Source organism: Microbacterium lacusdiani (genome assembly GCF_054779895.1).
Map to the genome: position 1 here is coordinate 1 of NZ_BAAGXJ010000010.1, position 22,815 is coordinate 22,815.

At 73.3% G+C, this 22,815-nt stretch carries 21 protein-coding genes; 16 read left to right on the forward strand and 5 right to left on the reverse strand.

What is annotated here, in order from left to right:
* The coding region (gene infB, locus ACYVGN_RS08105) for a translation initiation factor IF-2 (RefSeq protein ID WP_460790014.1) at positions 1–2,463 on the forward strand (2,463 nt) is incomplete at its 5' end.
* 84 nt (positions 2,464–2,547) lie between these two features.
* On the forward strand, positions 2,548–2,994 hold the full coding sequence (gene rbfA, locus ACYVGN_RS08110; RefSeq protein ID WP_055993188.1) for a 30S ribosome-binding factor RbfA: 447 nt from the start codon (positions 2,548–2,550) through the stop codon (positions 2,992–2,994).
* A 13-nt stretch (positions 2,995–3,007) separates the two neighbouring features.
* On the opposite strand, the gene ACYVGN_RS08115 is transcribed toward rbfA, so the two are convergent.
* Positions 3,008–3,877: an HhH-GPD family protein gene (locus ACYVGN_RS08115; protein WP_460790016.1), complete on the reverse strand. Its 870-nt coding sequence runs from the start codon at positions 3,875–3,877 to the stop codon at positions 3,008–3,010.
* Between the two features lie 200 nt (positions 3,878–4,077).
* Between ACYVGN_RS08115 and ACYVGN_RS08120 the strand changes: the two genes are divergently transcribed.
* The 3 genes from ACYVGN_RS08120 to ACYVGN_RS08130 all read left to right on the forward strand — a co-directional run bounded on the left by ACYVGN_RS08120 (position 4,078) and on the right by ACYVGN_RS08130 (position 5,947).
* Complete coding sequence (locus ACYVGN_RS08120; protein ID WP_460790018.1) at positions 4,078–4,380, forward strand: hypothetical protein; 303 nt, start codon at positions 4,078–4,080, stop codon at positions 4,378–4,380.
* A 29-nt stretch (positions 4,381–4,409) separates the two neighbouring features.
* Positions 4,410–5,183 (forward strand): hypothetical protein, encoded by a 774-nt coding sequence (locus tag ACYVGN_RS08125; RefSeq protein ID WP_460790019.1) that lies wholly within the window; start codon positions 4,410–4,412, stop codon positions 5,181–5,183.
* An 80-nt stretch (positions 5,184–5,263) separates the two neighbouring features.
* Positions 5,264–5,947 (forward strand): hypothetical protein, encoded by a 684-nt coding sequence (locus tag ACYVGN_RS08130; RefSeq protein WP_460790020.1) that lies wholly within the window; start codon positions 5,264–5,266, stop codon positions 5,945–5,947.
* 17 nt (positions 5,948–5,964) lie between these two features.
* Here ACYVGN_RS08130 and ACYVGN_RS08135 read toward each other — a convergent pair whose 3' ends face one another.
* Positions 5,965–6,411 (reverse strand): GNAT family N-acetyltransferase, encoded by a 447-nt coding sequence (locus ACYVGN_RS08135; RefSeq protein WP_460790022.1) that lies wholly within the window; start codon positions 6,409–6,411, stop codon positions 5,965–5,967.
* 133 nt (positions 6,412–6,544) lie between these two features.
* Here ACYVGN_RS08135 and ACYVGN_RS08140 point away from each other — a divergent pair, with 133 nt between their 5' ends.
* Genes ACYVGN_RS08140 through ACYVGN_RS08160 form a run of 5 tightly spaced genes read left to right on the forward strand, consistent with a single transcriptional unit; the run spans position 6,545 to position 10,054 of the window.
* The gene (locus ACYVGN_RS08140; protein WP_460790023.1) at positions 6,545–7,258 is read left to right on the forward strand and encodes a hypothetical protein; all 714 of its coding nucleotides are present in this window, start codon (positions 6,545–6,547) and stop codon (positions 7,256–7,258) included.
* Positions 7,259–7,295: 37 nt separating this feature from the next.
* Positions 7,296–8,207, forward strand: coding sequence for a tRNA pseudouridine(55) synthase TruB (gene truB / locus ACYVGN_RS08145; RefSeq protein ID WP_134745728.1), 912 nt, complete (start codon positions 7,296–7,298; stop codon positions 8,205–8,207).
* Positions 8,204–8,572 carry a hypothetical protein gene (locus ACYVGN_RS08150; RefSeq protein WP_055993202.1) on the forward strand — a complete coding sequence of 123 codons (369 nt, stop codon included), beginning with the start codon at positions 8,204–8,206 and terminating at the stop codon, positions 8,570–8,572. Before truB ends, ACYVGN_RS08150 begins: the two co-directional genes overlap by 4 nt.
* Positions 8,573–8,621: 49 nt before the next feature.
* The gene (locus tag ACYVGN_RS08155; protein ID WP_055993204.1) at positions 8,622–9,080 is read left to right on the forward strand and encodes a hypothetical protein; all 459 of its coding nucleotides are present in this window, start codon (positions 8,622–8,624) and stop codon (positions 9,078–9,080) included.
* Positions 9,077–10,054, forward strand: a complete 978-nt coding sequence (locus tag ACYVGN_RS08160) for a bifunctional riboflavin kinase/FAD synthetase (protein WP_055993206.1) — start codon at positions 9,077–9,079, stop codon at positions 10,052–10,054. Before ACYVGN_RS08155 ends, ACYVGN_RS08160 begins: the two co-directional genes overlap by 4 nt.
* Before the next feature lie 170 nt (positions 10,055–10,224).
* On the opposite strand, the gene deoC is transcribed toward ACYVGN_RS08160, so the two are convergent.
* Positions 10,225–10,962, reverse strand: coding sequence for a deoxyribose-phosphate aldolase (gene deoC / locus ACYVGN_RS08165; RefSeq protein WP_134745727.1), 738 nt, complete (start codon positions 10,960–10,962; stop codon positions 10,225–10,227).
* An 86-nt stretch (positions 10,963–11,048) separates the two neighbouring features.
* On the opposite strand from deoC, the gene ACYVGN_RS08170 reads away from it, so the two are divergent.
* The 4 genes from ACYVGN_RS08170 to ACYVGN_RS08185 all read left to right on the forward strand — a co-directional run bounded on the left by ACYVGN_RS08170 (position 11,049) and on the right by ACYVGN_RS08185 (position 17,609).
* On the forward strand, positions 11,049–13,361 hold the full coding sequence (locus ACYVGN_RS08170) for a heavy metal translocating P-type ATPase (RefSeq protein WP_460790026.1): 2,313 nt from the start codon (positions 11,049–11,051) through the stop codon (positions 13,359–13,361).
* A 59-nt stretch (positions 13,362–13,420) separates the two neighbouring features.
* A complete protein-coding gene (locus ACYVGN_RS08175) occupies positions 13,421–14,056 on the forward strand; it encodes a hypothetical protein (protein ID WP_460790028.1) in 636 nt (211 codons plus the stop codon).
* Positions 14,057–14,356: 300 nt separating this feature from the next.
* Entirely contained in the window at positions 14,357–16,501 is a 2,145-nt protein-coding gene (locus tag ACYVGN_RS08180; protein ID WP_460790030.1) for a DEAD/DEAH box helicase, read from the forward strand.
* A gap of 79 nt (positions 16,502–16,580) precedes the next feature.
* Positions 16,581–17,609, forward strand: coding sequence for an ATP-dependent 6-phosphofructokinase (locus ACYVGN_RS08185; protein WP_055993216.1), 1,029 nt, complete (start codon positions 16,581–16,583; stop codon positions 17,607–17,609).
* A 118-nt stretch (positions 17,610–17,727) separates the two neighbouring features.
* On the opposite strand, the gene ACYVGN_RS08190 is transcribed toward ACYVGN_RS08185, so the two are convergent.
* A complete protein-coding gene (locus ACYVGN_RS08190; protein WP_460790032.1) occupies positions 17,728–18,660 on the reverse strand; it encodes a hypothetical protein in 933 nt (310 codons plus the stop codon).
* A gap of 185 nt (positions 18,661–18,845) precedes the next feature.
* The gene (locus ACYVGN_RS08195; protein WP_460790034.1) at positions 18,846–21,011 is read right to left on the reverse strand and encodes a S9 family peptidase; all 2,166 of its coding nucleotides are present in this window, start codon (positions 21,009–21,011) and stop codon (positions 18,846–18,848) included.
* 194 nt (positions 21,012–21,205) lie between these two features.
* On the opposite strand from ACYVGN_RS08195, the gene ACYVGN_RS08200 reads away from it, so the two are divergent.
* Together ACYVGN_RS08200 and ACYVGN_RS08205 are read left to right on the forward strand one after the other, a co-directional pair.
* Positions 21,206–22,447 (forward strand): inorganic phosphate transporter, encoded by a 1,242-nt coding sequence (locus ACYVGN_RS08200; RefSeq protein ID WP_134745723.1) that lies wholly within the window; start codon positions 21,206–21,208, stop codon positions 22,445–22,447.
* On the forward strand, positions 22,444–22,770 hold the full coding sequence (locus tag ACYVGN_RS08205; protein WP_460790036.1) for a peptidase: 327 nt from the start codon (positions 22,444–22,446) through the stop codon (positions 22,768–22,770). Before ACYVGN_RS08200 ends, ACYVGN_RS08205 begins: the two co-directional genes overlap by 4 nt.
* Positions 22,771–22,815 lie beyond the last annotated feature (45 nt).

The window sequence follows — 22,815 nt, forward strand, 5'->3', positions numbered from 1 at the left end:
TCTCCAAGTCGATCGCCCGCGGCGGCGGCCGCGCCGGCTACCGCGGCGCCCGCCGCGGACAAGCCCGCCGTGCCCGCGGCCGACGCACCCACGCCCGGCGGCCCCCGCCCGGCGCCGCGTCCCGGAGGCCCGCGCCCGGGCAACAACCCGTTCGCCTCGGCGCAGGGCATGGGGCAGCGCCCCGCGGGCCCGCGCCCGGGCAACAACCCCTTCGCCTCGGCGCAGGGCATGGGCCAGCGCCCGACCCCGAACAACATCCCCAAGCCGCAGCCGCCGCGTCCCGGTGCGCCCCGTCCGGGCGCCCCGCGTCCGGGTGGTCCCGGCGGCGCCGGTCGCCCCGGTCGTCCCGGCGGCGCCGGTCGTCCGGGTGCCCCGTTCCAGCAGCGTCCCGGCGGCCCCGGCCGTCCGGGTGGCGGCGGTGGCGGCGGCTTCCGTCCCGGTGGCGGCGCGCCCGCCGGCGGTGGCGGCGGCTTCCCGGGCCGTCCCGGTCCCGGCGGCCGCGGTCGCGGCGGCACGGCCGGCGCGTTCGGCAAGGGCGGCGGCAAGTCGAAGCAGCGCAAGTCGCGTCGCGCCAAGCGCCAGGAATTCGAGATGCGCGAGGCGCCGATCATCGGCGGCGTCAAGGTCCCGCGCGGTGACGGCAGCACGGTCATCCGGATGCGCCGCGGTGCGTCGATCTCGGACTTCGCCGACAAGATCGAGTCGATCACCGGCATGTCGGTCCAGCCCGGCAACCTCGTGACCGTCCTGTTCCACCTGGGCGAGATGGCCACGGCCACGGAGTCGCTCGACGAGGCGACGTTCGAGGTGCTCGGCGCCGAGCTCGGCTACAAGGTGCAGATGGTCTCGCCCGAGGACGAGGACAAGGAGCTCCTGGAGGGCTTCGGTCTCAACCTCGAGGCCGAGGAGGAGGCGGAGAGCGAGGAGGACCTCGAGATCCGTCCCCCGGTGGTGACCGTCATGGGTCACGTCGACCACGGTAAGACGCGACTGCTCGACGCGATCCGTCAGACCAACGTGGTCGAGGGCGAGGCCGGCGGCATCACGCAGCACATCGGCGCCTACCAGATCTGGACGGAGCACGAGGGCATCGAGCGCGCGATCACCTTCATCGACACCCCGGGTCACGAGGCCTTCACGGCCATGCGCGCCCGCGGTGCCCAGGTGACCGACATCGCGATCCTCGTGGTCGCGGCCGACGACGGCATCATGCCGCAGACGGTCGAGGCCCTGAACCACGCCCAGGCGGCCGGTGTGCCGATCGTGGTCGCGGTCAACAAGGTCGACAAGCCCGAGGCCAACCCGGCCAAGGTGCGCCAGCAGCTGACCGAGTACGGCCTGGTCGCCGAGGAGTACGGCGGCGACGTCATGTTCGTCGACGTGTCGGCCCGTCAGGGCACCGGCATCCAGGACCTGCTGGACGCCGTGCTGCTCACGGCCGACGCCGGCCTGGACCTCACGGCCAACCCGAACAAGGCGGCCCGCGGTGTCGCGATCGAGGCGAAGCTCGACAAGGGCCGCGGCTCGGTGGCCACGGTGCTCATCCAGTCCGGAACGCTGCGCGTCGGCGACGCGATCGTCGCGGGCACGGCCTACGGCCGCGTGCGCGCCATGATCGACGAGAACGGCGAGCACGTGGAGGAGGCGGCCCCGTCGCGTCCCGTGCAGGTGCAGGGTCTCAACTCGGTGCCGCGCGCCGGCGACATGTTCATCGTCACGGACGAGGACCGCACCGCCCGCCAGATCGCCGAGAAGCGCGAGGCCGTCGAGCGCAACGCCCAGCTGGCCAAGGCCCGCAAGCGCATGTCGCTCGAGGACTTCACCCGCGCTCTCGAGGAGGGCAAGGTCGAGTCGCTCAACCTCATCATCAAGGGCGACGTGTCGGGTGCCGTCGAGGCGCTCGAGGAGTCGCTGCTCAAGATCGAGGTCGACGACAGCGTCCAGCTGCGCATCATCCACCGCGGTGTGGGTGCCATCACGGAGTCGGATGTGAACCTGGCGACGATCGACAACGCGATCGTCATCGGCTTCAACGTGCGTCCCGACGCGAAGGCCCGCGAGGCCGCCGCGCGCGAGGGCGTCGACATCCGCTTCTACTCGGTCATCTACAACGCGATCGACGACGTGGAGCAGTCGCTCAAGGGCATGCTCAAGCCGGAGTACGAGGAGAAGCAGTCGGGTGTCGCGGAGATCCGCGAGATCTTCCGCTCCTCCAAGTTCGGCAACATCGCCGGTGTCATCGTCCGCTCGGGCACGATCACGCGCAACGCCAAGGCGCGCGTCATCCGCGACGGCGTGGTCATCGCCGACGGCCTGGCGATCGAGTCGCTGCGCCGCTTCAAGGACGACGTCACCGAGGTGCGCACGGACTTCGAGGCCGGTATCGGTCTGGGCAAGTACAACGACATCCAGATCGGCGACGAGATCGAGACCATCGAGATGGTCGAGAAGCCGCGCGCGTGACGCGCGGGTCGCTCTGACACACTGATCCTGCCGGGCGGCTTCGGCCGCCCGGCAGGACCTTTTTCTCCAGGGAGGGAGAAGACCATGGCCGCGAACGAACGACAGGCGCGCCTGGCCGACCGGATCCGCGTGATCCTCGCCGAGCGGCTGGAGAAGGGGCTGCGGGATCCGCGCCTCGGCTTCGTGACGATCACGGACGTCCGCGTCTCGGGCGATCTGCAGCACGCGTCGGTGTTCTACACCGTGTACGGCTCGGACGAGGAGCGCGTCGCGAGCGGCGCCGCGCTGAAGTCGGCGACGGGCATGCTGCGCAGCGAGGTCGGGCGCAAGCTCAACACCCGGCTCACCCCCACGCTGGAGTTCATCGCCGACGCGCTGCCGGAGTCGGCCGACCACCTGTCGGCGCTGCTGCAGGAGGCGCGCGAGCGCGACGCGGCCGTCGCGGGACTGGCCGCCTCGGCGCAGTACGCCGGCGACGCCGACCCCTACGTGAAGCCCCGCGAGCTCGACGAGCTCGACGACGAGGACTGATCCGCGCGGGCGGTCAGCGGGGCAGGTGCAGGACGCCGTCCTCGGACTCCACGAGGCCGTCGTCCAGCAGGCTGAGGATGGCCCTGTCGCGCTGGAGCGCGTCCGGCCAGTCCGGGATCACAGCCTCGTGCGGCAGCGACCCGGCCTCGCGCAGGGCGCGCAGGACCGCGCCGCGGGCCTGGCGGTCGCTGCCCTCGTACCGCGCCTGACGGCGGCGCACGTCGGGCGTCTCCGGAGAGCCCGCGCGCACCCACGCGCACAGGTCCCGCACCGGGCACTCGCCGCAGCGCGGGGAGCGGGCCGTGCAGATCACGGCGCCGAGCTCCATGGCGGCCGCGTTCATGACGGCCGCGCCGGCGTCGTCAGGCGGCAGCAGCGCCTCCATGTCGTCGAGGTCCCGGCGGCTCGGGGCCCCGGGCTGCGCCAGCCCGTGCACCGCTCGGGCGATCACCCGCCGGGTGTTGGTGTCGACGACCGGGTGCCGGTCGCCGTACGCGAACGCGGCCACGGCCCGCGCCGTGTAGTCGCCGATCCCGGTCAGCGCGAGCAGCGCGTCCACGTCGCGCGGCACCTCGCCGGCGTGCCGGTCCCGGATCTCGACCGCCGCCCGGTGGAGCCACAGCGCCCGGCGCGGGTACCCCAGGTTCGCCCACTGCCGCACGGCCTCGGCCGGCGGATCGGCCGCCAGGGCCGTCGGCGTGGGCCAGCGCTCGAGCCAGGCCTCCAGGTGCGGGATGACCCGCGCCACGGGGGTCTGCTGCAGCATGAACTCGCTCACGAGCACGCCCCACGCCCCGAACCCGGGCGCGCGCCAGGGCAGGTCGCGCCGCGCGCCCTCGTACCACGGGGTGAGGCGCTCGGCGAGCGGCGGGGCGGAGGGCATCCATCCAGGCTAAGCGGGGCGGGCGCACGCACGGGGGCGGCAGCCCGGAGCGGCATGCCGCACCCCGCCGAAAGGCGGACAGACAGCGGGGACGCGGCGCCCTAGCGTCGAGTCGAACCCCCGGGAGGGACCATGGACATCGACCGCCGGATCGCTCGCACCGCCGTGGCCGCGGCGCTGCTGCTCGCCACGCTCTCCGGATGCGCCACCACGGCGGCCGGGTCGCCCCGGGGTCCGCGGACGGAGCCGACCCGGCGACCTGGGTCGTGGACGCCGCGCGGATGGGCCCCATCGAGCTCGGGATGTCCGAGGAGGCGCTCCGCGACGCGGTCGCGGGGCTCCCGTTCCAGGCCGAGACCGGCGGGGGAGGGCAGCCGGCGCTGCACCGGCTGGTGGTCGAGGCCGACGGCGAGATGGGGCTCTTCCAGGTCTCCGTCGACGCGGCGGACGGCGTGGAGGAGATGACCCTGATCACGGGTGAGACCTCGGTCAGGACCGTCTAGGGGTCGCTGTCCTCCGCCCCGGCCCCCAGGTGAGCCTCTCGGCCTTCCCCCGCACGAGCGAGGGCATCGGCATCGGCTCCAGCCTCGCGGACGCCTACGAGGCGCACCCCGGGGCCGTCGAGGACGATCTGTTCGGAGACGACGGCGCGACGCGGCTCGTCACGGAGGGCACGCCCGGGGCGTCGCCCACCGGCCCGGTCCTGTCCATCACCGGCATGACGCAGACTCCGGGGTCGGGCGTCGTCGACGCGATGACGGTCACGGCCCCGTCGCTCGCGGTGCCGTATCAGACCCCCGCGGACCCGGCGACGTGGCACGCGACCGGCATGGACTTCGGGCCGCTCTGGCCGGATCGGCCCTGGTCGGAGATCGCCGCCGAGACGCGACTGGTCTTCGCGGGGCTCGCACCCGGGGCGGATCCGGGCCCGGGCCCAGCGGCCGCCGAGCTGCGGATCCTGCCGGTGGTCGTGGACGGCCGGCGCGGCGACATCGTGGCGTACCTGGACGAGACGGAGGGGCTCCAGGGCTCGGCGCTCCTCTTCCTGGAGGCGCCGCTCGAGACCGACGAGGCGCTCGAGCCTCTCGAGCTGTCGGCGATGCCGTACGGACTCGAGGGGCTAACGGTCGGATCCACGCGCGCCGAGCTCGAGGAGTTCTCGCCCGGGGGCGCCGTCGGGCGGCTCCCGGGAGGCGCCAGCACCTTCCGTCCGTTCGGCTCCGTTCCGGGGGAGCCGGACCTGATCTTCCTGCTGGGTGACGACGATGTCGTCTTCGGGTTCGTCACGACCGAGCATGCGGGCTGACGAACCGCCGGCCGGCCGGGGCTGTTCCCGCGGCGGGGCGCGGCGTAGCGTCGAAGCAGCGAAGCCGAAGGGGAGAAGCCATGATCCTGCATCGACGCCGGACCGCAGCCGGAGCGGGCGCGCTGCTCGCGCTCGCCGTCACGCTCGCGGCCTGCGCGACCCCGACGGGCGGCGCGGGCGGGGTCACCCCGAGCGCGTCGGCCGCACCCAGTGCCGAGCCGAGCGTCGCGCCGAGCCCCTCGGGCTCCCCGGCGGACGATGACGCCGAGGAGGATCTCTCGGATCCGGGCAGCTGGGAGATCGAGGACGGCGAGGTGGGCCCGATCGAGATCGGCGAGGACTTCGCGGAGGCGCTCGGCGAGCTGCCGCCGGACGCCTGGTTGAACGAGGACCGGTGCGCGTGGACCGCGTTCTGGAACGAGCCGGGCGGCGCCTACATGGTGTGGTTCTCGCGCGATGCGCAGACCGACGCCGGGCCGGTGCAGACCGTCGCGGTCGAGTGGGGACCGGACCGGATCGCGGACGTCGGCCCGCGGGTCGACGACACCGGGATCGGGCTGGGATCGACGCGCGACGAGGTCCTCGCGGCGTTCCCGGGCGCGGAGGAGACGCCGTCCGCGATCGAGGGCCGCAGCTTCCTGCGGGTCGCGGACGACGAGCCGGACGACGGCACGCTGTTCTTCGAGTTCCTGGAGGGCCAGGAGGGCGCGCAGGCGGTCGTCCTGACGACCGCCGCCGAGCCGTCGTACGAGGTGTGCGCCTAGACGGCGCTCTCGCGACGTCAGGCCGGGCGGACCATCGGCAGGTGGGGGATGCCGTCCTCGAGGAACTCGGGGCCGTCGGGGGCGAAGCCGAACCCGGCGTACCACTGCGCGAGCTGAGACTGCGCGTCCAGTCGGATGGTGCGCCCGGCGCAGTCGGTCAGCGCACGGCGGATCAGCTCGCCCGCGAGGCCCCGCCCGCGCGCATGCGGCGCCGTGGCGACCCGGCCGATCCGGCGGTCCTCGCCCGAGCCTGCCGGGCGGTCGTGGAGCACGCGGATGGTGGCGAGCACGTCGTCGCCCTCGGCCACCCAGTGCAGGACCGCGGTCGGCTCGAGGTCCCGCGCGTCGAGCTCGGGATACGCGCAGTCCTGCTCGACCACGAACACGTCCACGCGCAGCTTCAGGATCCGGTACAGGACGTCGGAGGGGATGTCGCGGAGCGCGGCGGCGTGGAACTCGGGCACCGGGTCAGCCTAGCCGCGCCCGCACATGCGGCAGGCGTTATGCGACCGTGACCGGCCGGCATGAAGCGCGCGCGGCGCGCGCGGCAATAACCAGAGAGAAGGGCGGAACGGTCCGCCCGGAGGGGGACCCATCATGATCCGCATCTCGCGTTCCGCCCGCGCCTCGGCCGCCGGCGTCGCCATCGTGCTCGCGCTCGCGGGCTGCGCCACCCCGGCCGGCCCCGGGGCCGCGCCGTCGACGACCGCGCCGGCCCCGGCGACCTCGGCGCCGGCAGAGACGCCGACGCCGACCCCGAGTGCGACCCCGGCGCCGGACCCCGGCGACATCTCGGCGTGGGTGATCACCGAGGAGGCGATCGGACCGTTCGAGCTCGGCATGCCGTGGGATGAGGCGGTCGCTCTGGCCGACGAGCTCGGCTGGGACCTGCAGTACGCGCACCAGGAGGAGGGCTGCGCCGCGAACGTGGGGCTGCCCGACACCGACGGGCCGGGCGGTCTCGGCCTGCGCGTGTGGAAGGGCGACGGCGTCGTCTACGACCTGACGCTCTCGGACGACGGCGGACTCGCGGAGGGCACCCCGGTGCCGGAGACCGCCGAGGGCATCACGCTCTTCAGCCCGCTGGACCAGGTGCGCGCCGCCTACCCCGGAGCGACCGAGGGCGAGGTGGTGCCGACCGCCGAGCGGAGGTTCGTGAGCGTCGACGCGGACGGCCAGGACGGCGCGATCCACTTCGAGCACTTCGTGCGCCAGGAGGGCGTCGACTACGGCACGGACGGACCCGTGGAGGGGATCGTGCGCTCCGTGTCGGTCAACGCGGTCGGGCAGCCGGCGTACGAGCACTGCTGACCGGGGGGCGGGGCGGGGGACGCGTACGCTGGAGGGCATGCGTCCCGCGTCCGGCATCCTGCTCGTCGACAAGCCGGGCGGGGTCACCAGCCACGACGTGGTCGCCCGCAGCCGGCGCGCGTTCGGCACCCGCAAGATCGGCCACGCCGGCACGCTCGACCCCATGGCCACGGGGCTGCTCGTGCTCGGGATCGAGGGCGCCACGCGCCTGCTGACGTTCCTGGTCGGGCTGGACAAGACCTACGAGACCACCATCCGGCTCGGCCAGGCGACCACGACCGACGACGCCGAGGGCGAGGTCGTCGCGACCGCGGGAGCCGACGCGCTCGCCGCGGCCACGGACGAGCGGATCGCCCAAGGCGTCGCCGCGCTGACGGGCCGCATCTCGCAGGTGCCGAGCACCTTCTCGGCCATCAAGGTCGGCGGGAAGCGCGCGTATGACCTGGCCCGTGCGGGCCAGGACGTGGAGCTGAAGGCCCGCGAGGTCACGATCTCGCGCTTCGCGGTCGACGCGATCCGCCGCTCCGGCGACGCGATCGAGCTCGACGCGACGATCGACTGCTCGTCGGGCACCTACATCCGCGCTCTCGCGCGCGACCTGGGCGCCGCGCTCGGCGTCGGCGGGCACCTGACCATGCTGCGTCGCACGCGCATCGGCCCGTTCGACCTGGCCGGCGCCGCCTCGATCGACACGCTCGCGCCGGACTCGGCTCCGGTCGGGCTCCTGCTCGAGCCCGCCGAGGTCGCCGCGCGCGTGCTCGGACGCCTGGACGTGACCGCCGACGAGGCGCGCGACCTCCGCCACGGCAAGCGGCTCGAGGGCGCGGGCGGCCGGATGACCGGCGCGACCGCGGCGGCGATCGATCCCGATGGACGGCTCGTGGGCATCCTCGAGCGTCGCGGCGACGCGCTCAAGAGCGCCATGAACATGCCGGAGGAGCAGCGGTGATCCTGTGGTTCACGATCGTCCAGGTCGTCGTCGCGGCGGCCGCGGGCCTGCTGTGCGTCGTACTGGGACTGGCCGGGCGCCGCCCGAGCGATGTGTCCGTCGGCGCGCTCGTGCTCGTGGAGCTGCTGCTGATCGCTCAGGTCGTGATCGCGGTCGTGGCGCCCTTCGCGGGCAACCCGCCGACCGGCAGCGTCCTGGAGTTCTGGACCTACCTCGTCTCCGCGGTGCTGCTGCCCGCGGCGGGCGTCGTGTGGGCGCTGCTGGAGCGCAGCCGCTGGAGCACCGTGATCCTGGGCGTGGTCGCCCTTTCGATCGCGGTCATGGTGTGGCGCATGCAGACGATCTGGACGCTTGGGGTCGGCTGACCTCCGCGTCCGGCGGCGTCCCGCGCGGCGGAACTAGACTGGTCGGGCTATGACCGCTCCCGCGAATGCCCCCGCCCGCTCCGCGCGTCGCATGACCGGCATCGGCCGCGTGCTCGTGTTCGTCTACGGAGTCATGGCGCTCGCCGCGACCGGGCGTTCGTTCGTCCAGATCGCGGAGCGCTTCGCGGAGGCGCCGCTCGCGTACTCGCTGTCGGCCGCGTCGGCCGTGGTCTACATCCTGGCCACGCTCGCGCTGGTGTTCGCGCGGCGCCCCGGCTGGTACACGGTCGCGTGGATCGCGATCGGCTTCGAGCTCGTCGGCGTGCTGGTCGTCGGCACGCTCTCCGTCGTGCTGCCCGAGCTGTTCCAGCACCCCACGGTGTGGTCGCTGTACGGCATCGGGTACGTGTTCGTCCCGCTCGTGCTGCCGTTCTTCGGGCTCTGGTGGCTCATCACCCACCGCACGCCCGCATCCGGGGCCGACCGCGCGGGGGAGGAGGCGCGATGATCCTGTTCGAGGACGTCGCCGACATCCCGGCGGACTTCGGCCCGACCGTGATCGCGATCGGCAAGTTCGACGGCGTGCATGCCGGGCACCGCGCGCTGATCGAGAAGATGCTGGTGGACGCCGCGTCCACGGATGCGCGGACGGTCGCCGTCACGTTCGACCGCAACCCGCTGGCCCTGCTCGCCCCGGAGCGCTGCCCGCGCTCGCTGGTCGGCGTGACCCAGAAGGTCGAGCTGCTCGGCCGCACCGGCATCGACGCCACGCTCATGCTGCGCTTCGACGAGGCGCTCGCGTCCGAGGAGCCCGAGGCGTTCGTGCGCCGGGTCATCGTGGCCGGCCTGCACGCGCAGCGCGTGCTCGTCGGCAGCGACTTCCGCTTCGGCCGCGGCGGCGCGGGCGACGCCGCCCTGCTGCGCCGGATGGGCGCCGAGCTGGGCTTCGCGGTCGAGGAGGTCGCCGACGTGGCCAGCGCCGAGGACGGCCGCCGCGTCTCGTCGACGTGGATCCGCGAGCTGCTGGACGCCGGCGACGTGGAGCGCGCGGCCAAGCTGCTCGGCCGGTATCCGGCGGTCACGGGCGAGGTGGTGCACGGCCTCAAGCGCGGACGCGAGCTCGGCTTCCCCACCGCGAACCTCTCGCCCGACACCGAGGGCTACGTGCCGGCCGACGGCGTCTACGCAGGCTGGCTGATCGAGCGCTCGCCGCAGGGCGTGCTGCGCTCGGGCGCGCGGTATCCGGCGGCGATCTCGGTCGGCACCAACCCGACGTTCGACGACGTGGACGTGCCGCAGGTCGAGGCCTACGTGATCGACGAGACGGGGCTCGACCTGTACGGCCGCCGCGTCGAGATCCAGTTCGTCACCCGCATCCGCGGCATGGTGGCGTTCGAGGGGGTCGACAAGCTCGTCGAGCAGATGACCGACGACGTCGTGCAGGCGCGCCTCGCCCTCACGGACGCGGCCGCCGGCCGCTGAGCGGCGGATCACCGCGCCTCACGACCCGCTCAGTCATCGGATCGAGGGCGCGGTCGCAGGACCTGAGGGGCAGAAGTGCCGTCGGGAGCCTCACCAGGCACTTCCGTCCCACCGACCCGACGACCGAGCATCGGATCCGTCGACTGGGTGGTTCCGCTTACGCCGCGAAATCAGTACGACGATGTGTCCTCGCTGCCCGTGGCCGCGCGGCCCTCGGCGCGGGCACGGAGCTCGCCCAGGATGGTCGCGCTCGCGCTGGTGCCGAGGCGCGTCGCGCCGGCCTCGAGCATCGCGATCGCGGAGTCGAGACCGCGTACGCCGCCCGACGCCTTGACCTGCACGGCGGGGGAGACGCTGTCGCGCATGAGGCGCACGTGCTCGACCGTCGCGCCGCCGCCCGCGAAGCCCGTCGAGGTCTTCACGAAGGTCGCGCCGCCGGCCTCCGTCAGCCGGCTGCCGCGCGCGATCTGCTCGAGGTCGAGGTAGCTGGTCTCGAGGATGACCTTGGTCACGTGCCCGCCGGATGCCGACGGCCCGCCCGCCGCCTCCACGACGGCCGCGATGTCGGCCTGGACGAGGTCGTCCTCGCCCGAGCGCAGCGCGCCGATGTGGACGACCATGTCGAACTCGGTGGCGCCGTCGTCCAGCGCGCGGGCCAGCTCGGCCGTCTTCGCCGCGGTCGACGTGGTTCCGTGGGGGAAGCCGATGACCGTGCCGACGGCCACGCCCGTGCCGTCGAGGCGGCGCACCGCGTACGCGATGTCGCTGGGGCGGACGCAGACGCTGAACACGCCCCACTCGGCGGCGATCTCGAGCTCGCGATCCACGTCGGCGCGCGTGAAGTCGGGCTTCAGGATCGCGTGGTCGATGGTCGCGGCGACGGCCTGCTCGGTCAGCTCGATGCTCATGCCCCCAGCCTACGGCTCCGGTGGTGCGGGAATACCCCAGGGGGGTATTATGGTTGTGGCCGGCGACCCCGAAGGAGGGAAGCATCATGACCGAGATCGCCCCCGGCGCGTCCGCCGATCAGCACCGCGCCCCCGGCGCGTCCGCCGATCAGCGCCGCGCCGTCGTGCTGGACATCGAGGGGATGACGTGCGCCAGCTGCGTCGCCCGCGTCGAGAAGCGCCTCGCGCGCGTCCCCGGAGTGACCGCCGCCGTCAACCTCGCGACCGAGTCCGCCAAGGTCGACGTCCCGCAGGGCGTCGCCGACGATGAGCTCGTCGCCGCGGTGCAGGCCGCGGGCTACGACGCCCGCGTCCGCGCGGTCGCACCCCCGGCCGAGGACCACGCGGCTCACGAGCATGCCGCCGACGAGACTGCCGCTCACGAGTCGGAGCACGCGGAGCACGGCGCACACGATCACGACGTCGAGGACGAGCCCGGCCGCACGACCCTGCGGACGCGGCTGATCGTCGCGGCGGCGCTGAGCGCGCCCATCCTGCTCGTGTCGATGGCGATGCCTCTGCAGTTCCCGGGCTGGCAGTGGCTCGCTCTCGCGCTCACGGCCCCGGTCGTGCTGTGGGCCGGATGGCCGTTCCATCGTGCGACGCTGCGCAACGCGCGGCACGGCGCGGCGACCATGGACACCCTGATCACCCTCGGCACGATGGCCGCGCTCCTCTGGAGCGCGTGGGTGACCGTCACGGGCGGCATGCACGTGTACTTCGAGGTGGCGGCCGTCGTGACCACGTTCCTGCTGCTCGGGCGCTTCATCGAGCAGCGCTCCAAGCGGCGCGCCGGCGCCGCGCTCCGCTCTCTCATGGAGCTCGGCGCCCGCGACGTGACCCTGGCGGACGCCGAAGGCCGCGACGGCGCCACCGTGCCGATCGAGCGGCTCCGCACCGGCGAGCGCTTCGTCGTCCGCCCCGGTGGGACCATCGCGACCGACGGAGTCGTCGAGCACGGCGAGGCGGCGGTCGACGCCAGCATGCTGACCGGCGAGTCCGTGCCGGTCGCCGTCGGACCCGGCGCATCGGTGACCGGCGGCACGATCGCGACCGACGGTCGCCTGGTCGTGCGCGCCACGGCGGTCGGCGGCGACACGAGGCTGGCCCGGATCGCGGCGCTGGTCGAGGACGCGCAGGCCGGGAAGTCGCAGATCCAGCGCCTCGCGGATCGCATCTCGGGCGTCTTCGTGCCCGTCGTGATCGGCCTCGCGGTCCTCACCTTCGCGGGCTGGCTGCTGGCCGGGCAGCCGGTCGAGGCGGCCTTCGTGGCTACGGTCGCCGTGCTGATCATCGCGTGCCCCTGCGCGCTCGGCCTCGCGACCCCGGTCGCGATCCTGGTCGGCACGGGGCGCGGCGCGCAGCGAGGCATCCTGATCACCGGCCCGGAGGCCATCGAGACGGCAGGGCGGATCGACACGATCGTGCTCGACAAGACCGGCACCGTGACGAGCGGGCGCATGTCGGTGCACGACGCGGTGCTCGCGGGCGGCGCCGACCGCGCCGAGGCGCTCCGCGTGGCGGGCGCGCTCGAGTCGGGCTCGGAGCACCCGATCGCGCGGGCCGTCGTGGCCTTCGCGACCGAGGCCCAGGGCGACGTCCTGCCGCACGCGACGGGCTTCCGCAGCCACGCGGGGCGCGGCGTCACGGGCGTCGTCGAGGGCCGGGAGGCCTTCGCGGGGAGCCCGGCCTTCGCCCTCGAGCGCGGCGCGCGGGTGCCGGCCGAGCTCGAGGCGGCCGCGCGCGACGCCGAGTCGACCGTCGTGGTGGTGGGATGGGCCTCGGCCCCCGGCATGAGCCCGACGGCGCGGGCCGCGCTGCTGGTCGGCGACACCGTGCGCGACGACAGCCCCGCCGCGATCGCGGCGCTGCGCGAGCTGGGGCTCGACGTGGTGCTGCTCACGGGCGACGCGGAGGGCGTGGCGCGCGCGGTCGGGCGGGAGGTCGGCATCGATCGCGTGATCGCCGGGGTCTCTCCGGAGGGCAAGGTGGACGAGATCCGCCGTCTGCAGGCGCAGGGCCGTCGCGTCGCGATGGTCGGCGACGGGGTCAACGACTCCGCCGCGCTGGCCGCGGCCGATCTCGGCATCGCGATGGGCGGCGGCACCGACGCGGCCATGAACGCGAGCGACATCACGCTCGTGCGCGACTCGCTGGGTGCCGCCGCGGACTCCGTGCGGCTGTCGCGGCGCGTGCTCGGGATCATCCGGGGCAACCTGTTCTGGGCGTTCGGCTACAACGTCGCGGCGATCCCGCTGGCGGCGCTCGGCCTGCTGACGCCGATGATCGCGGGCGCCGCGATGGCCTTCTCGAGCGTGTTCGTCGTGCTCAACAGCCTGCGGCTGCGCGCGTTCCGCTGAGCGCCGAGGGTCGGCCCGTCGCTGCGGGCCGGCCCTCGACGGTGGGGCAGGATGGGGCCATGCGCCCCGTCCGCCTCGCCGTGTCCGCCGCCGTCGTCGCCGCGGCCGGGATCGCGCTCGCCGCGTGCGCGCCCGAGCCGGGTCCGGGCGCCACGAGCCCCGCGCCCTCGGCCGCCCCGACGACCGAGGCGCCCCGGAGCCCGGAGCCGACCGCGAGCGAGACCCCCGCGCCCGAGCCGACCGGCTCCGCCGGCGCGCTCCCGGCCGACTGCGCGTCGGCCTACTCACCGCAGATGGCCGATCGCCTCCGGGAGGCGTTCGGGCAGCTGAATCCCGAGGGTGGGTCGTACAACACGCACTTCATGGGTGACCTCTACGACATCGTCCAGCCGCTGCCGACGCTGACCTGCCTGTGGTCGCCGCCGGGCGAGGTCGCGCTCATGACCGACGCGATCCTCGTCGCTCCGGACCGGGCGGATGACATCCGCGCGGTCCTCAGCGCGAACATCCCCGGCTGTCAGGACACGGGCGGCGACTTCGTCTGCGTCAGCGAGTCCGAGCAGACGCAGGGCGCGAAGCGGACGGAGTACCACGTGCTCCATGGCGACCTCCTCCTGCTCAGCGCCGGATTGAACGCCGACTTCACGCTCGTCCAGGAGGCCGTGGCCGACATGATCGCGACGATCGAGGGCTGACGCGGGAACCCCATCCGGGCACGCGCCGCGTCTCATCCAGAAATCCGGGGCCGGCATGGCATAAACTGGGGGAGCAGGTTCCTCGCCCCCGACGCGTTCTCGACGCCAGGGTGATCCTCACGGGCGTCACCGCGCCGGCCGGAACCGCGTTCTCGTCGCCGGATCGCCACCGCGCATCCGGCGGTCGCAGCCCGCGACGTCGCCGCATCCGCGGCTCCGGGAACGCCGCGCACGACTTTCGACCGTCGGGCCGCACCGCCTGCGTCCGGCACCCGGACGGTCTCAACGCTCAGGAGGAGCATGCCGACCACGGCACCCGCGCGACAGCGCAAGAAGTCCGGGGCCTCGCGCCGCGACGACGAGGCCCCGCTCATTCCGATCCTCGCCCGCAAGGTGCGCGAGGTCGAGGCGAAGGCCCAGCGCGGCAAGCTCGGCCCCACCAACCGGACGAAGTTCCAGGTGATCGCGTTCCTCGTGCGCGAGGAGCGAGCCCGGGTGAAGGCCGACGCCGAGCTGACCGACGCCGCACGCGCCGAGCTGCTCAAGCGCCTCGACGGCGTCGCGACCATCCTGGCCAAGACGGCCGCGCGCGACACGTCGCTCATCCAGCTGCTCGAGGTCGACCAGGCCACGTCGCCGGTCGCGCGCCGGATGCGCCGCGACTGGCTGCTCGAGTCGGGCGCCGACCTGCCGCCCGAGGAACTCGTGATCGCCGACGTGAAGCCGGTCGTGCAGAGCACGCTCGTGCCGCCGGCCGCCGCGGAGCGCCAGGTGACGCCGCCGCAGATCGAGGCCCGCATCGAGTCGAACCCCTTCCTCGCGCCGGACTTCACGCGGCGCGCGGGCGGACCCACCCCGCGCCGCCGCCTCGACGGCTGGGAGCTCATGGGGCCGCTGTACAAGGCGTTCGAGCAGGGCGCCGGCGGCGGCTCTGCCACCATGGAGCTGCCTGAGGTGCCGGAGTTCGACCGGCTCTCGCCCAAGGGCCTCGAGATCATGGCCCACCAGGCCCGGTTCCTCGAGGCCGTGCGCGCGGGCCACCGCACGTTCCTGCTCGCGGACGAGCCGGGCCTCGGCAAGACCGCCGAGTCGGTGCTGGCGGCATCGGTCGCCGACGCCTACCCGCTGGTCGCCGTGGTCCCGAACGTCGTGAAGATGAACTGGGCGCGCGAGGTCGAGCGGTGGACGCCGCACCGCCGCGCGACCGTGATCAACGGCGACGGCGCCGACATCGACGCGTTCGCCGACGTCTTCATCGTGAACTACGAGATCCTGGACCGTCACCTCGGCTGGCTGGCCAAGATCGGCCTGCGCGGCATGGTCGTCGACGAGGCGCACTTCATCAAGAACCTGTCGTCGCAGCGTTCGCAGAACGTGCTGGCGCTCGCCGCGAGCATCCGCGAGAGCACGCCGGGCGGCGATCCGCTGCTCATGGCGCTCACGGGAACGCCGCTGATCAACGACGTCGAGGACTTCGACGCCATCTGGCGCTTCCTCGGCTGGACCAACGGCGACAAGCCCGGCCCGGAGCTCATGGAGAAGCTCGACGCGACCGGGCTGACGCCCGCCGACAAGGCGTTCTACCCCGAGGCCCGCGACGCGGTCATCTCGATGGGGATCGTGCGCCGCCGCAAGAAGGACGTGGCCAAGGACCTGCCCGACAAGCTCATCGCCGACCTGCCCGTGCAGCTCGACGACGAGTTCGGGCGCGGCATCCGCGAGGCGGAGCGCCAGCTCGCCGCGCGCCTCGCGGCGCGGTACCACCGCATCATCGAGGCCCGCGGCGACCGCGGGCTCGCGCACGGCGAGATCGACGAGGACATCGTGCGCCTCGTCGCGCAGGGCGAGCTCGAGGAGTCGAAGGCCGCCGGCACCGAGGGCGACAACGTCTTCACGATGGTGCGGCGGATCGGCCAGGCCAAGGCGCAGCTCGCCGCCGACTACGCGGCGCAGCTGCAGCGCTCGGTGGGCAAGGTCGTGTTCTTCGCCAAGCACATCGACGTCATGGACCAGGCAGAGGCGCACTTCGCCGCCGCCGGGGTCAAGAGCGTCTCGGTACGCGGCGAGCAGACCGGCGCGGCGCGCCAGGCCGCGATCGACGCGTTCAACAACGACCCCGAGGTCGGCGTGGCGGTCTGCTCGCTCACCGCGGCGGGCGTGGGCGTCAACATGCAGGTCGCGTCGAACGTCGTGCTCGCGGAGCTGAGCTGGACCGCCGCCGAGCAGACGCAGGCGATCGACCGCGTGCACCGCATCGGCCAGGACGAGCCCGTCACCGCGTGGCGCATCATCGCCGCGCACACGATCGACACCAAGATCGCCGAGCTCATCGACCAGAAGCAGGGCCTCGCGGCCCGCGCCCTGGACGGCGAGGCCGTCGACCCGACGTCGAGCGACTCGGTGCAGCTGGCCGCGCTCATGCACGTGCTGCGCAGCGCTCTCTGATCCTCGCCCGCGCTCCTCGCCCGCCGCGGGCGGGGAGCGCGGGAAATGAGCGCCTCGCTCCTGCCCTAATGTCGAAGACATGAAGATCGGAATCCTCACGTCCGGAGGTGACTGCCCCGGACTGAATGCGGTCATCCGCGGCGTCGTCCTCAAGGGCACCACCACCTACGACCTCGAGTTCGTGGGCATCCGCGACGGCTGGCGCGGTGTCGTCGACGCGGACTTCTTCCCGCTCACCCGTCACGAGGTCAAGGGCCTCGCGAAGGTCGGCGGCACCATCCTGGGCACCAGCCGCACCAACCCGTACGAGGGCGAGCGCGGCGGCGCCGAGAACATCAAGGCCACCCTCGACGAGCACGGCATCGACGGCATCATCGCGATCGGCGGCGAGGGCACCCTCGCGGCCGCCGACCGCCTCTCGAAGGACGGCATCAACGTCTTCGGCGTGCCGAAGACGATCGACAACGACCTCGGAGCCACCGACTACTCGTTCGGCTTCGACACGGCCGTGAACATCGCCACGGAGGCCATGGACCGCCTCCGCACCACGGGCGACTCGCACCAGCGCTGCATGGTCGCCGAGGTCATGGGCCGTCACGTCGGCTGGATCGCCCTGCACGCGGGCATGGCGGCCGGCGCCCACGTGATCTGCATCCCCGAGGTCCCGCTGTCGATGGAGGAGATCTGCGCGCAGGTCACCTCGGCGTTCGAGCGCGGCCGTGCGCCCCTCGTCGTCGTGTCGGAGGGCTTCAAGCTGAAGGGCCAGGAGGAGGCCTACAGCGACAAGGGCCTCGACGCCTTCCACCGCCCGCGCCTCGGCGGCATCAGCGAGGTGCTCGCGCCCGAGATCGAGCGGATCACGGGCGTCGAGACGCGCGCCACGGTGCTGGGTCACATCCAGCGCGGCGGCTCGCCGTCGGGCTTCGACCGCGTGCTCGCCACGCGCCTCGGCCTCCACACCGCGGACGCCGTGGTGGAGGGCGCCTGGGGCCACATGGTGGCGCTGCGCGGCACCGACATCGTCCGCGTGCCGTTCGCCGACGCGCTCGGCGAGCTCCACACCGTCCCGCTCTCGCGCTACGAGGAGGCCGCGGCCCTCTTCGGCTGACCCTCCCGCACGAAGGCCCCTCGACGTGTGCGGCGTCGAGGGGCCTTCGCCGTTCCCACCCATGTCTCACTTCGTGCCGGAATCCCACCCGAATTCCGGCACGAAGTGAGACACGGGATCAGCTCGAGTCGCCCGGGCGCCATCCCCGCTCCAGCAGGGCCTCCCTGACCAGGGAGACGGCGCGCGGCGCCGGGCCGCGCACGTGGTGCGCGAGGATGCGGACGTGGCGCCAGCCCGCCGCACGGATGGCCTCCCACCGATCCGCATCCCGGCGGAACTGCCCGACGTCCTCTGCGTGGACCCGGCCGTCGTACTCGGGGGCCACGCGATACCGGACATAGGCCTGATCGAGGCGTGCGATGTGCGTGCCGTGATCGTCGTAGATGTCGTGGTTCAGATCGGGCTCCGGAAGTCCGCCGCGCACGAGCACGAGGCGGAGGCGGGTCTCGCCGGGAGACTCCGCGCCCACCCGGGCGTGCCGGATCGCGCTTGCGAGGACGCCTCCGCGCAGGTCGCCCATGAGCCGCACCTCGTCTCGCAGCTCATCCAGCGTGGCGAGCCCGTTCGCCGGCAGGATCATGTGGTCGGCGGCGATGACGAGATCGTCGTGCGTCCAGGTCTGCGCCGCCTGTCGCCACGCCCGCACGGGCGACTCCACGCGCAGACCGGGCGCGCTCTCGCTCCATGCGGGCTCGCGCCTCTGCAGCCGGTGGCGTTCGATGCCCGCGATCCGGGGCGGGTAGTGGGGACGATGCGTCGCGACGTGGATGGGGATCCGGCCGTCGAATCGCGGTGTGGGAACGCCGTGAAGCGCGAGTGCGGTCTCTCCGCTGTAGAACTGGTCCGGGCTCATCCGCGGTGCGTACTCGAGGCATCGCTCGAGAAGGGCCGTGGGCGCGTCGGCCGAGGCGCTCGTGCGCAGCCCGCGGTACGGCTGCGCCAGATCGCTCGCGCCCAGCCGCCGCGGGCTGACGCCGAGGCGCCGCGCCTCGGCGACCGAGAACGAGCCGGCCCTCAGTGCCGGCGGGAGCTGCGACGGGATGCGTGCCATGACACCACGTTGCGACCCGCACCGGTGCGGCCGGTGGCTCATCCGGCGCCCGCGGGACAACGCCACTCCGCCCGCCTGCTGGGGACGATGCCCCCGCGGTCCCGTGTCTCACTTTCGCGCGGAATACGGGCGGGATTCCGCGCCGAAGTGAGACATGGATGGGGGCGCCGGACGCCCCCGCAGGGTCAGGCCTCGGCGACGCCGAGCACGTCGAGGAGCCATGCGAGCTGGAACGCCCGCTCGCGCCACGAGTTGTAGCGGCCGCTCACGCCGCCGTGGCCCGCGACCATCTCGCACTTGAACAGGGCGTCGGCGCCGACCTCGCGCAGGCGCGCGACCCACTTGGCGGGCTCGACGTAGAGCACGCGGGTGTCGTTGAGCGAGGTCATCGCGAGGATGCGCGGGTACGCCACCCCCTCCCGCACGTTCTCGTACGGCGAGTACGACTTCATGTACTCGTACACCTCGCGGTCGTGCAGCGGGTCGCCCCACTCGTCCCACTCGATCACCGTGAGCGGGAGCGAGGGATCCAGGATGGTCGTGAGCGCGTCGACGAACGGCACGTCCGCGAGCACACCCGCGAACAGCTCGGGGGCGAGGTTCGCGACGGCGCCCATCAGCAGGCCGCCGGCCGAGCCGCCCTCGGCGACCATGCGCTGGGGGGTCGTGTATCCGCTCTCGACCAGGTGCCGCGCGACGTCGACGAAGTCGGTGAACGAGTTGCGCTTGGCGCCGAGCTTGCCGTCCTCGTACCACTGGCGGCCCATCTCGCCGCCGCCGCGCACGTGCGCGACCGCGAACACCACGCCGCGGTCGAGCTCCGACAGCCGGGCGACCGAGAACGACGGGTCGATCGAGTGCTCGTACGACCCGTACCCGTACAGGTGCACCGGGCGGATGCCCGCGCCGGGCTCGCCGAACGAGCGCTTCCACACGAGCGACACCGGGATGCGGGTGCCGTCCTGGGCGGGCGCCCACAGGCGCGCCTGCCCGTAGTCGGCCGGGTCGTAGCCGCCCAGCACCTCGACCTGGCGCCGCAGGATGAGCTCGCCCGGCTCGCCGTCGCGCACGAGGCCCGGATCGGCATCGGGCAGGACGTACTCGAACACCGATCCCGGCGTCGTGAACGAGCCGTATCCGATCCGCAGCACGGGCGGCGCCCACTCCGGGTTGGAGCCGAAGCCGGCGGCGTACAGCGGCTCGTCGAACGAGATCTCGGTGAGCGCGTGCGTGCGGTAGTCCAGCAGCGCCACGCGGGGGAGCCCCTCGCGCCGGTACTCGACGACCGCGAAGTCGCGGAAGCAGTCGACGTCGAGCAGGCGGCGGCCCGGCTCGTGCGGGAGCACGGTCTCCACGACGTCCGGCGCGCCGACGCGGGCGCGCACCAGCTCGAAGTCCAGCGCGCCGTCGTTGTGCAGGATGTAGAGCCAGTCCTCGCCGTCGATCACCGCATGGTCGACGCCGTACTCGACGCCCTCCCGGCGCGGCCACACCAGCCGCGGCCGGGCCTCGGGGTCGGTCGCCACGGTCGCGGCGTCGAGCAGGGCGACCTCGCTCGTCACGCTCGAGCCGGACTCGACGATCAGGAACCGGTCGCTGCGGGTCACCCCGGCGCCGACCCAGAAGCGCTCGTCGTCGTCGCGGTAGATCTCGCGGTCCTCGTCGCGGCCGGCCCGGCCCACCGGATGCAGCCACACGCGGTCGGGGCGCCACGCGTCGTCGACCGTCGTGTAGACGATGTGCGTGCCGTCCGGCAGGAAGTGCGAGCCCGAGAACGTCCCCTCCAGCACGTCCGGGAGGACCTCGCCCGTGACGAGGTCCTTCACGCGCACGGTGTACCGCTCGTCGCCCGCGAGGTCGACGCCCCACAGCATGCGGGTGCCGTCGTTGGAGACGTCGAACGACCCGAGCGAGAAGAACTCGTGGCCCTCGGCCTCCACGTTGGCGTCGAGCAGCACCTGCTCGCCCGGCACCTCCACCTCGGGGCTGAGCACCGGGGGAGTCCAGTCGTCCGGCCCGGCGATCGGCGCCCGGCACTGGATGCCGTACTGCTTCCCCTCGATCGTGCGGCCGTAGTACCACCAGTCGCCGCGCCGGCTCGGCAGGCTCAGGTCGGTCTCGCGCACGCGCCCCTTGATCTCCTGGAAGATCCGCTCCCGCAGCGGCTCGAGGTGCGCGAGCGCCGCGTCCGTGTGGGCGTTCTCGGCCTCGAGGTGCGCGATCACCTCGGGGTCGTCCTTGGCGCGCAGCCAGTCGTAGGGGTCCTCGAACGTGTCGCCGTGGTGCGTGCGCGCCTGGGGGCGGCGGGCCGGCTGCGGCGGGGTGGAGGCGGCGGGATCGGTCGGGCTCACCCGACAACGCTATCCGCCGGGGCCGCCCTGTTCGATCGCACGTGCGCGGATGCTCCGCGCGGTTTGACCGCCCCGGCCGCGGATGCGAGGATCGGTGACGGTCTGGTTGCCAGACGCTGAACACCCGGTGAACTCTTCGTTCGCCCCCCGCCGCTCTCGGCGGAGGCATCCCCTGCGTATCCGGAAGGCGGACGGTGGAAACCGCAGCCCTCATCGTGGTGCTGGTCATCGCGCTCGCACTCTTCTTCGACTTCACCAACGGCTTCCACGACACCGCCAACGCGATGGCCACGCCCATCGCGACCGGCGCGCTGAAGCCCAAGGCCGCCGTCACGCTCGCCGCGATCCTGAACCTCGTCGGCGCCTTCCTGTCGACCGAGGTGGCCAAGACCATCTCCGGCGGCATGATCCGCGAGGAGGAGATCGCCGGCGACGTGTTCCCCTCGCTGATCTTCGCGGGCCTGATCGGCGCCATCACATGGAACATGCTGACCTGGCTGCTCGGCCTTCCCTCGAGCTCGTCGCACGCGCTGTTCGGCGGCCTGATCGGCGCCACGCTCGTCGGCTTCGGCCTGGCCGGGATCGACTTCGGCGTCGTGATGTCCAAGGTCGTGCTGCCCGCGCTGCTGGCCCCGCTCACGGCCGGGATCATCGCGTTCGCGCTGACGAAGGTCGCGTACGCCGTGACGCGGCGCTACGACGGCAAGCCGGACGGCCGGGCCGGGTTCCGGTGGGGCCAGATCTTCACGTCCTCGCTGGTCGCGCTCGCGCACGGCACGAACGACGCGCAGAAGACCATGGGCGTCATCACGCTCGCGATGATCGCGGCCGGATGGCAGTCCGCCGAGCACCACGAGCCCCAGCTCTGGGTCATCGTCTCGGCGGCCGCCGCGATCGCGCTCGGCACCTACGTGGGCGGATGGCGCATCATCCGGACGCTCGGCAAGGGCCTCACCGACGTCAAGCCCGCGCAGGGCTTCGCGGCCGAGACGTCCACCGCGGCGACGATCCTCGCCTCGAGCCACCTCGGCTTCGCGCTGTCGACCACGCAGGTCGCCTCCGGCTCCGTCATCGGCTCCGGCCTCGGGCGGCGCGGCTCGGAGGTCCGGTGGCGCACGGTCGGCCGGATCATGGTGGGCTGGCTGCTCACGCTCCCCGCCGCCGGGGCCGTCGGCGCGCTCGCCGCCCTCGTCGTGGTGTGGACCCAGGCGGCCGGCCTGGGCGTGGTCGGCGTCGCGATCGATGCGCTGCTCGCGATCGCGATCATCGCCTACCTGTATCTGCGCTCGCGCCGCGACGAGGTCCACGCCGGCAACGCCATGAGCGAGGTCGCCGAGTCCGGGCTCGCGGTCAAGGTCGACGAGAACCCGCCGCCCACGCCCCGGCAGCGCCGCAGGCTCGCGCAGCGCCAGGCCGAGAAGGAGTCGAAGAAGTGACCATCGACTGGCTCGCGTTCCTCCAGGTGTTCCTCGCCGCGCTGACGGCCGGCGTGGTCGTCGTGGGGTTCTACGCGCTCGGCCTGCGGCTGCTGGCGCGCAGCGGCCGGATCCCCGTGGCGCTGCCCGCGACCTTCACGGACGCGATCACCGTGCTCTCTCCCAAGCAGATCAAGCGGGCCGAGAAGTCGGCCGCGAAGGCGGCGGCGAAGAGCCCGCTGACCGAGGGCGCGAAGCGCCTGTCGCTCATCGGCGCGTTCGCGTGCTTCACGGTGTGCGCCCTGGCTGTGGGGTCGGGCATCCTGCTCATCGTGCTCGGCTGAGGCCGGCCCGCAGCCGCGCGCTCTCGTCGCCGGCCGTCGCTAGGC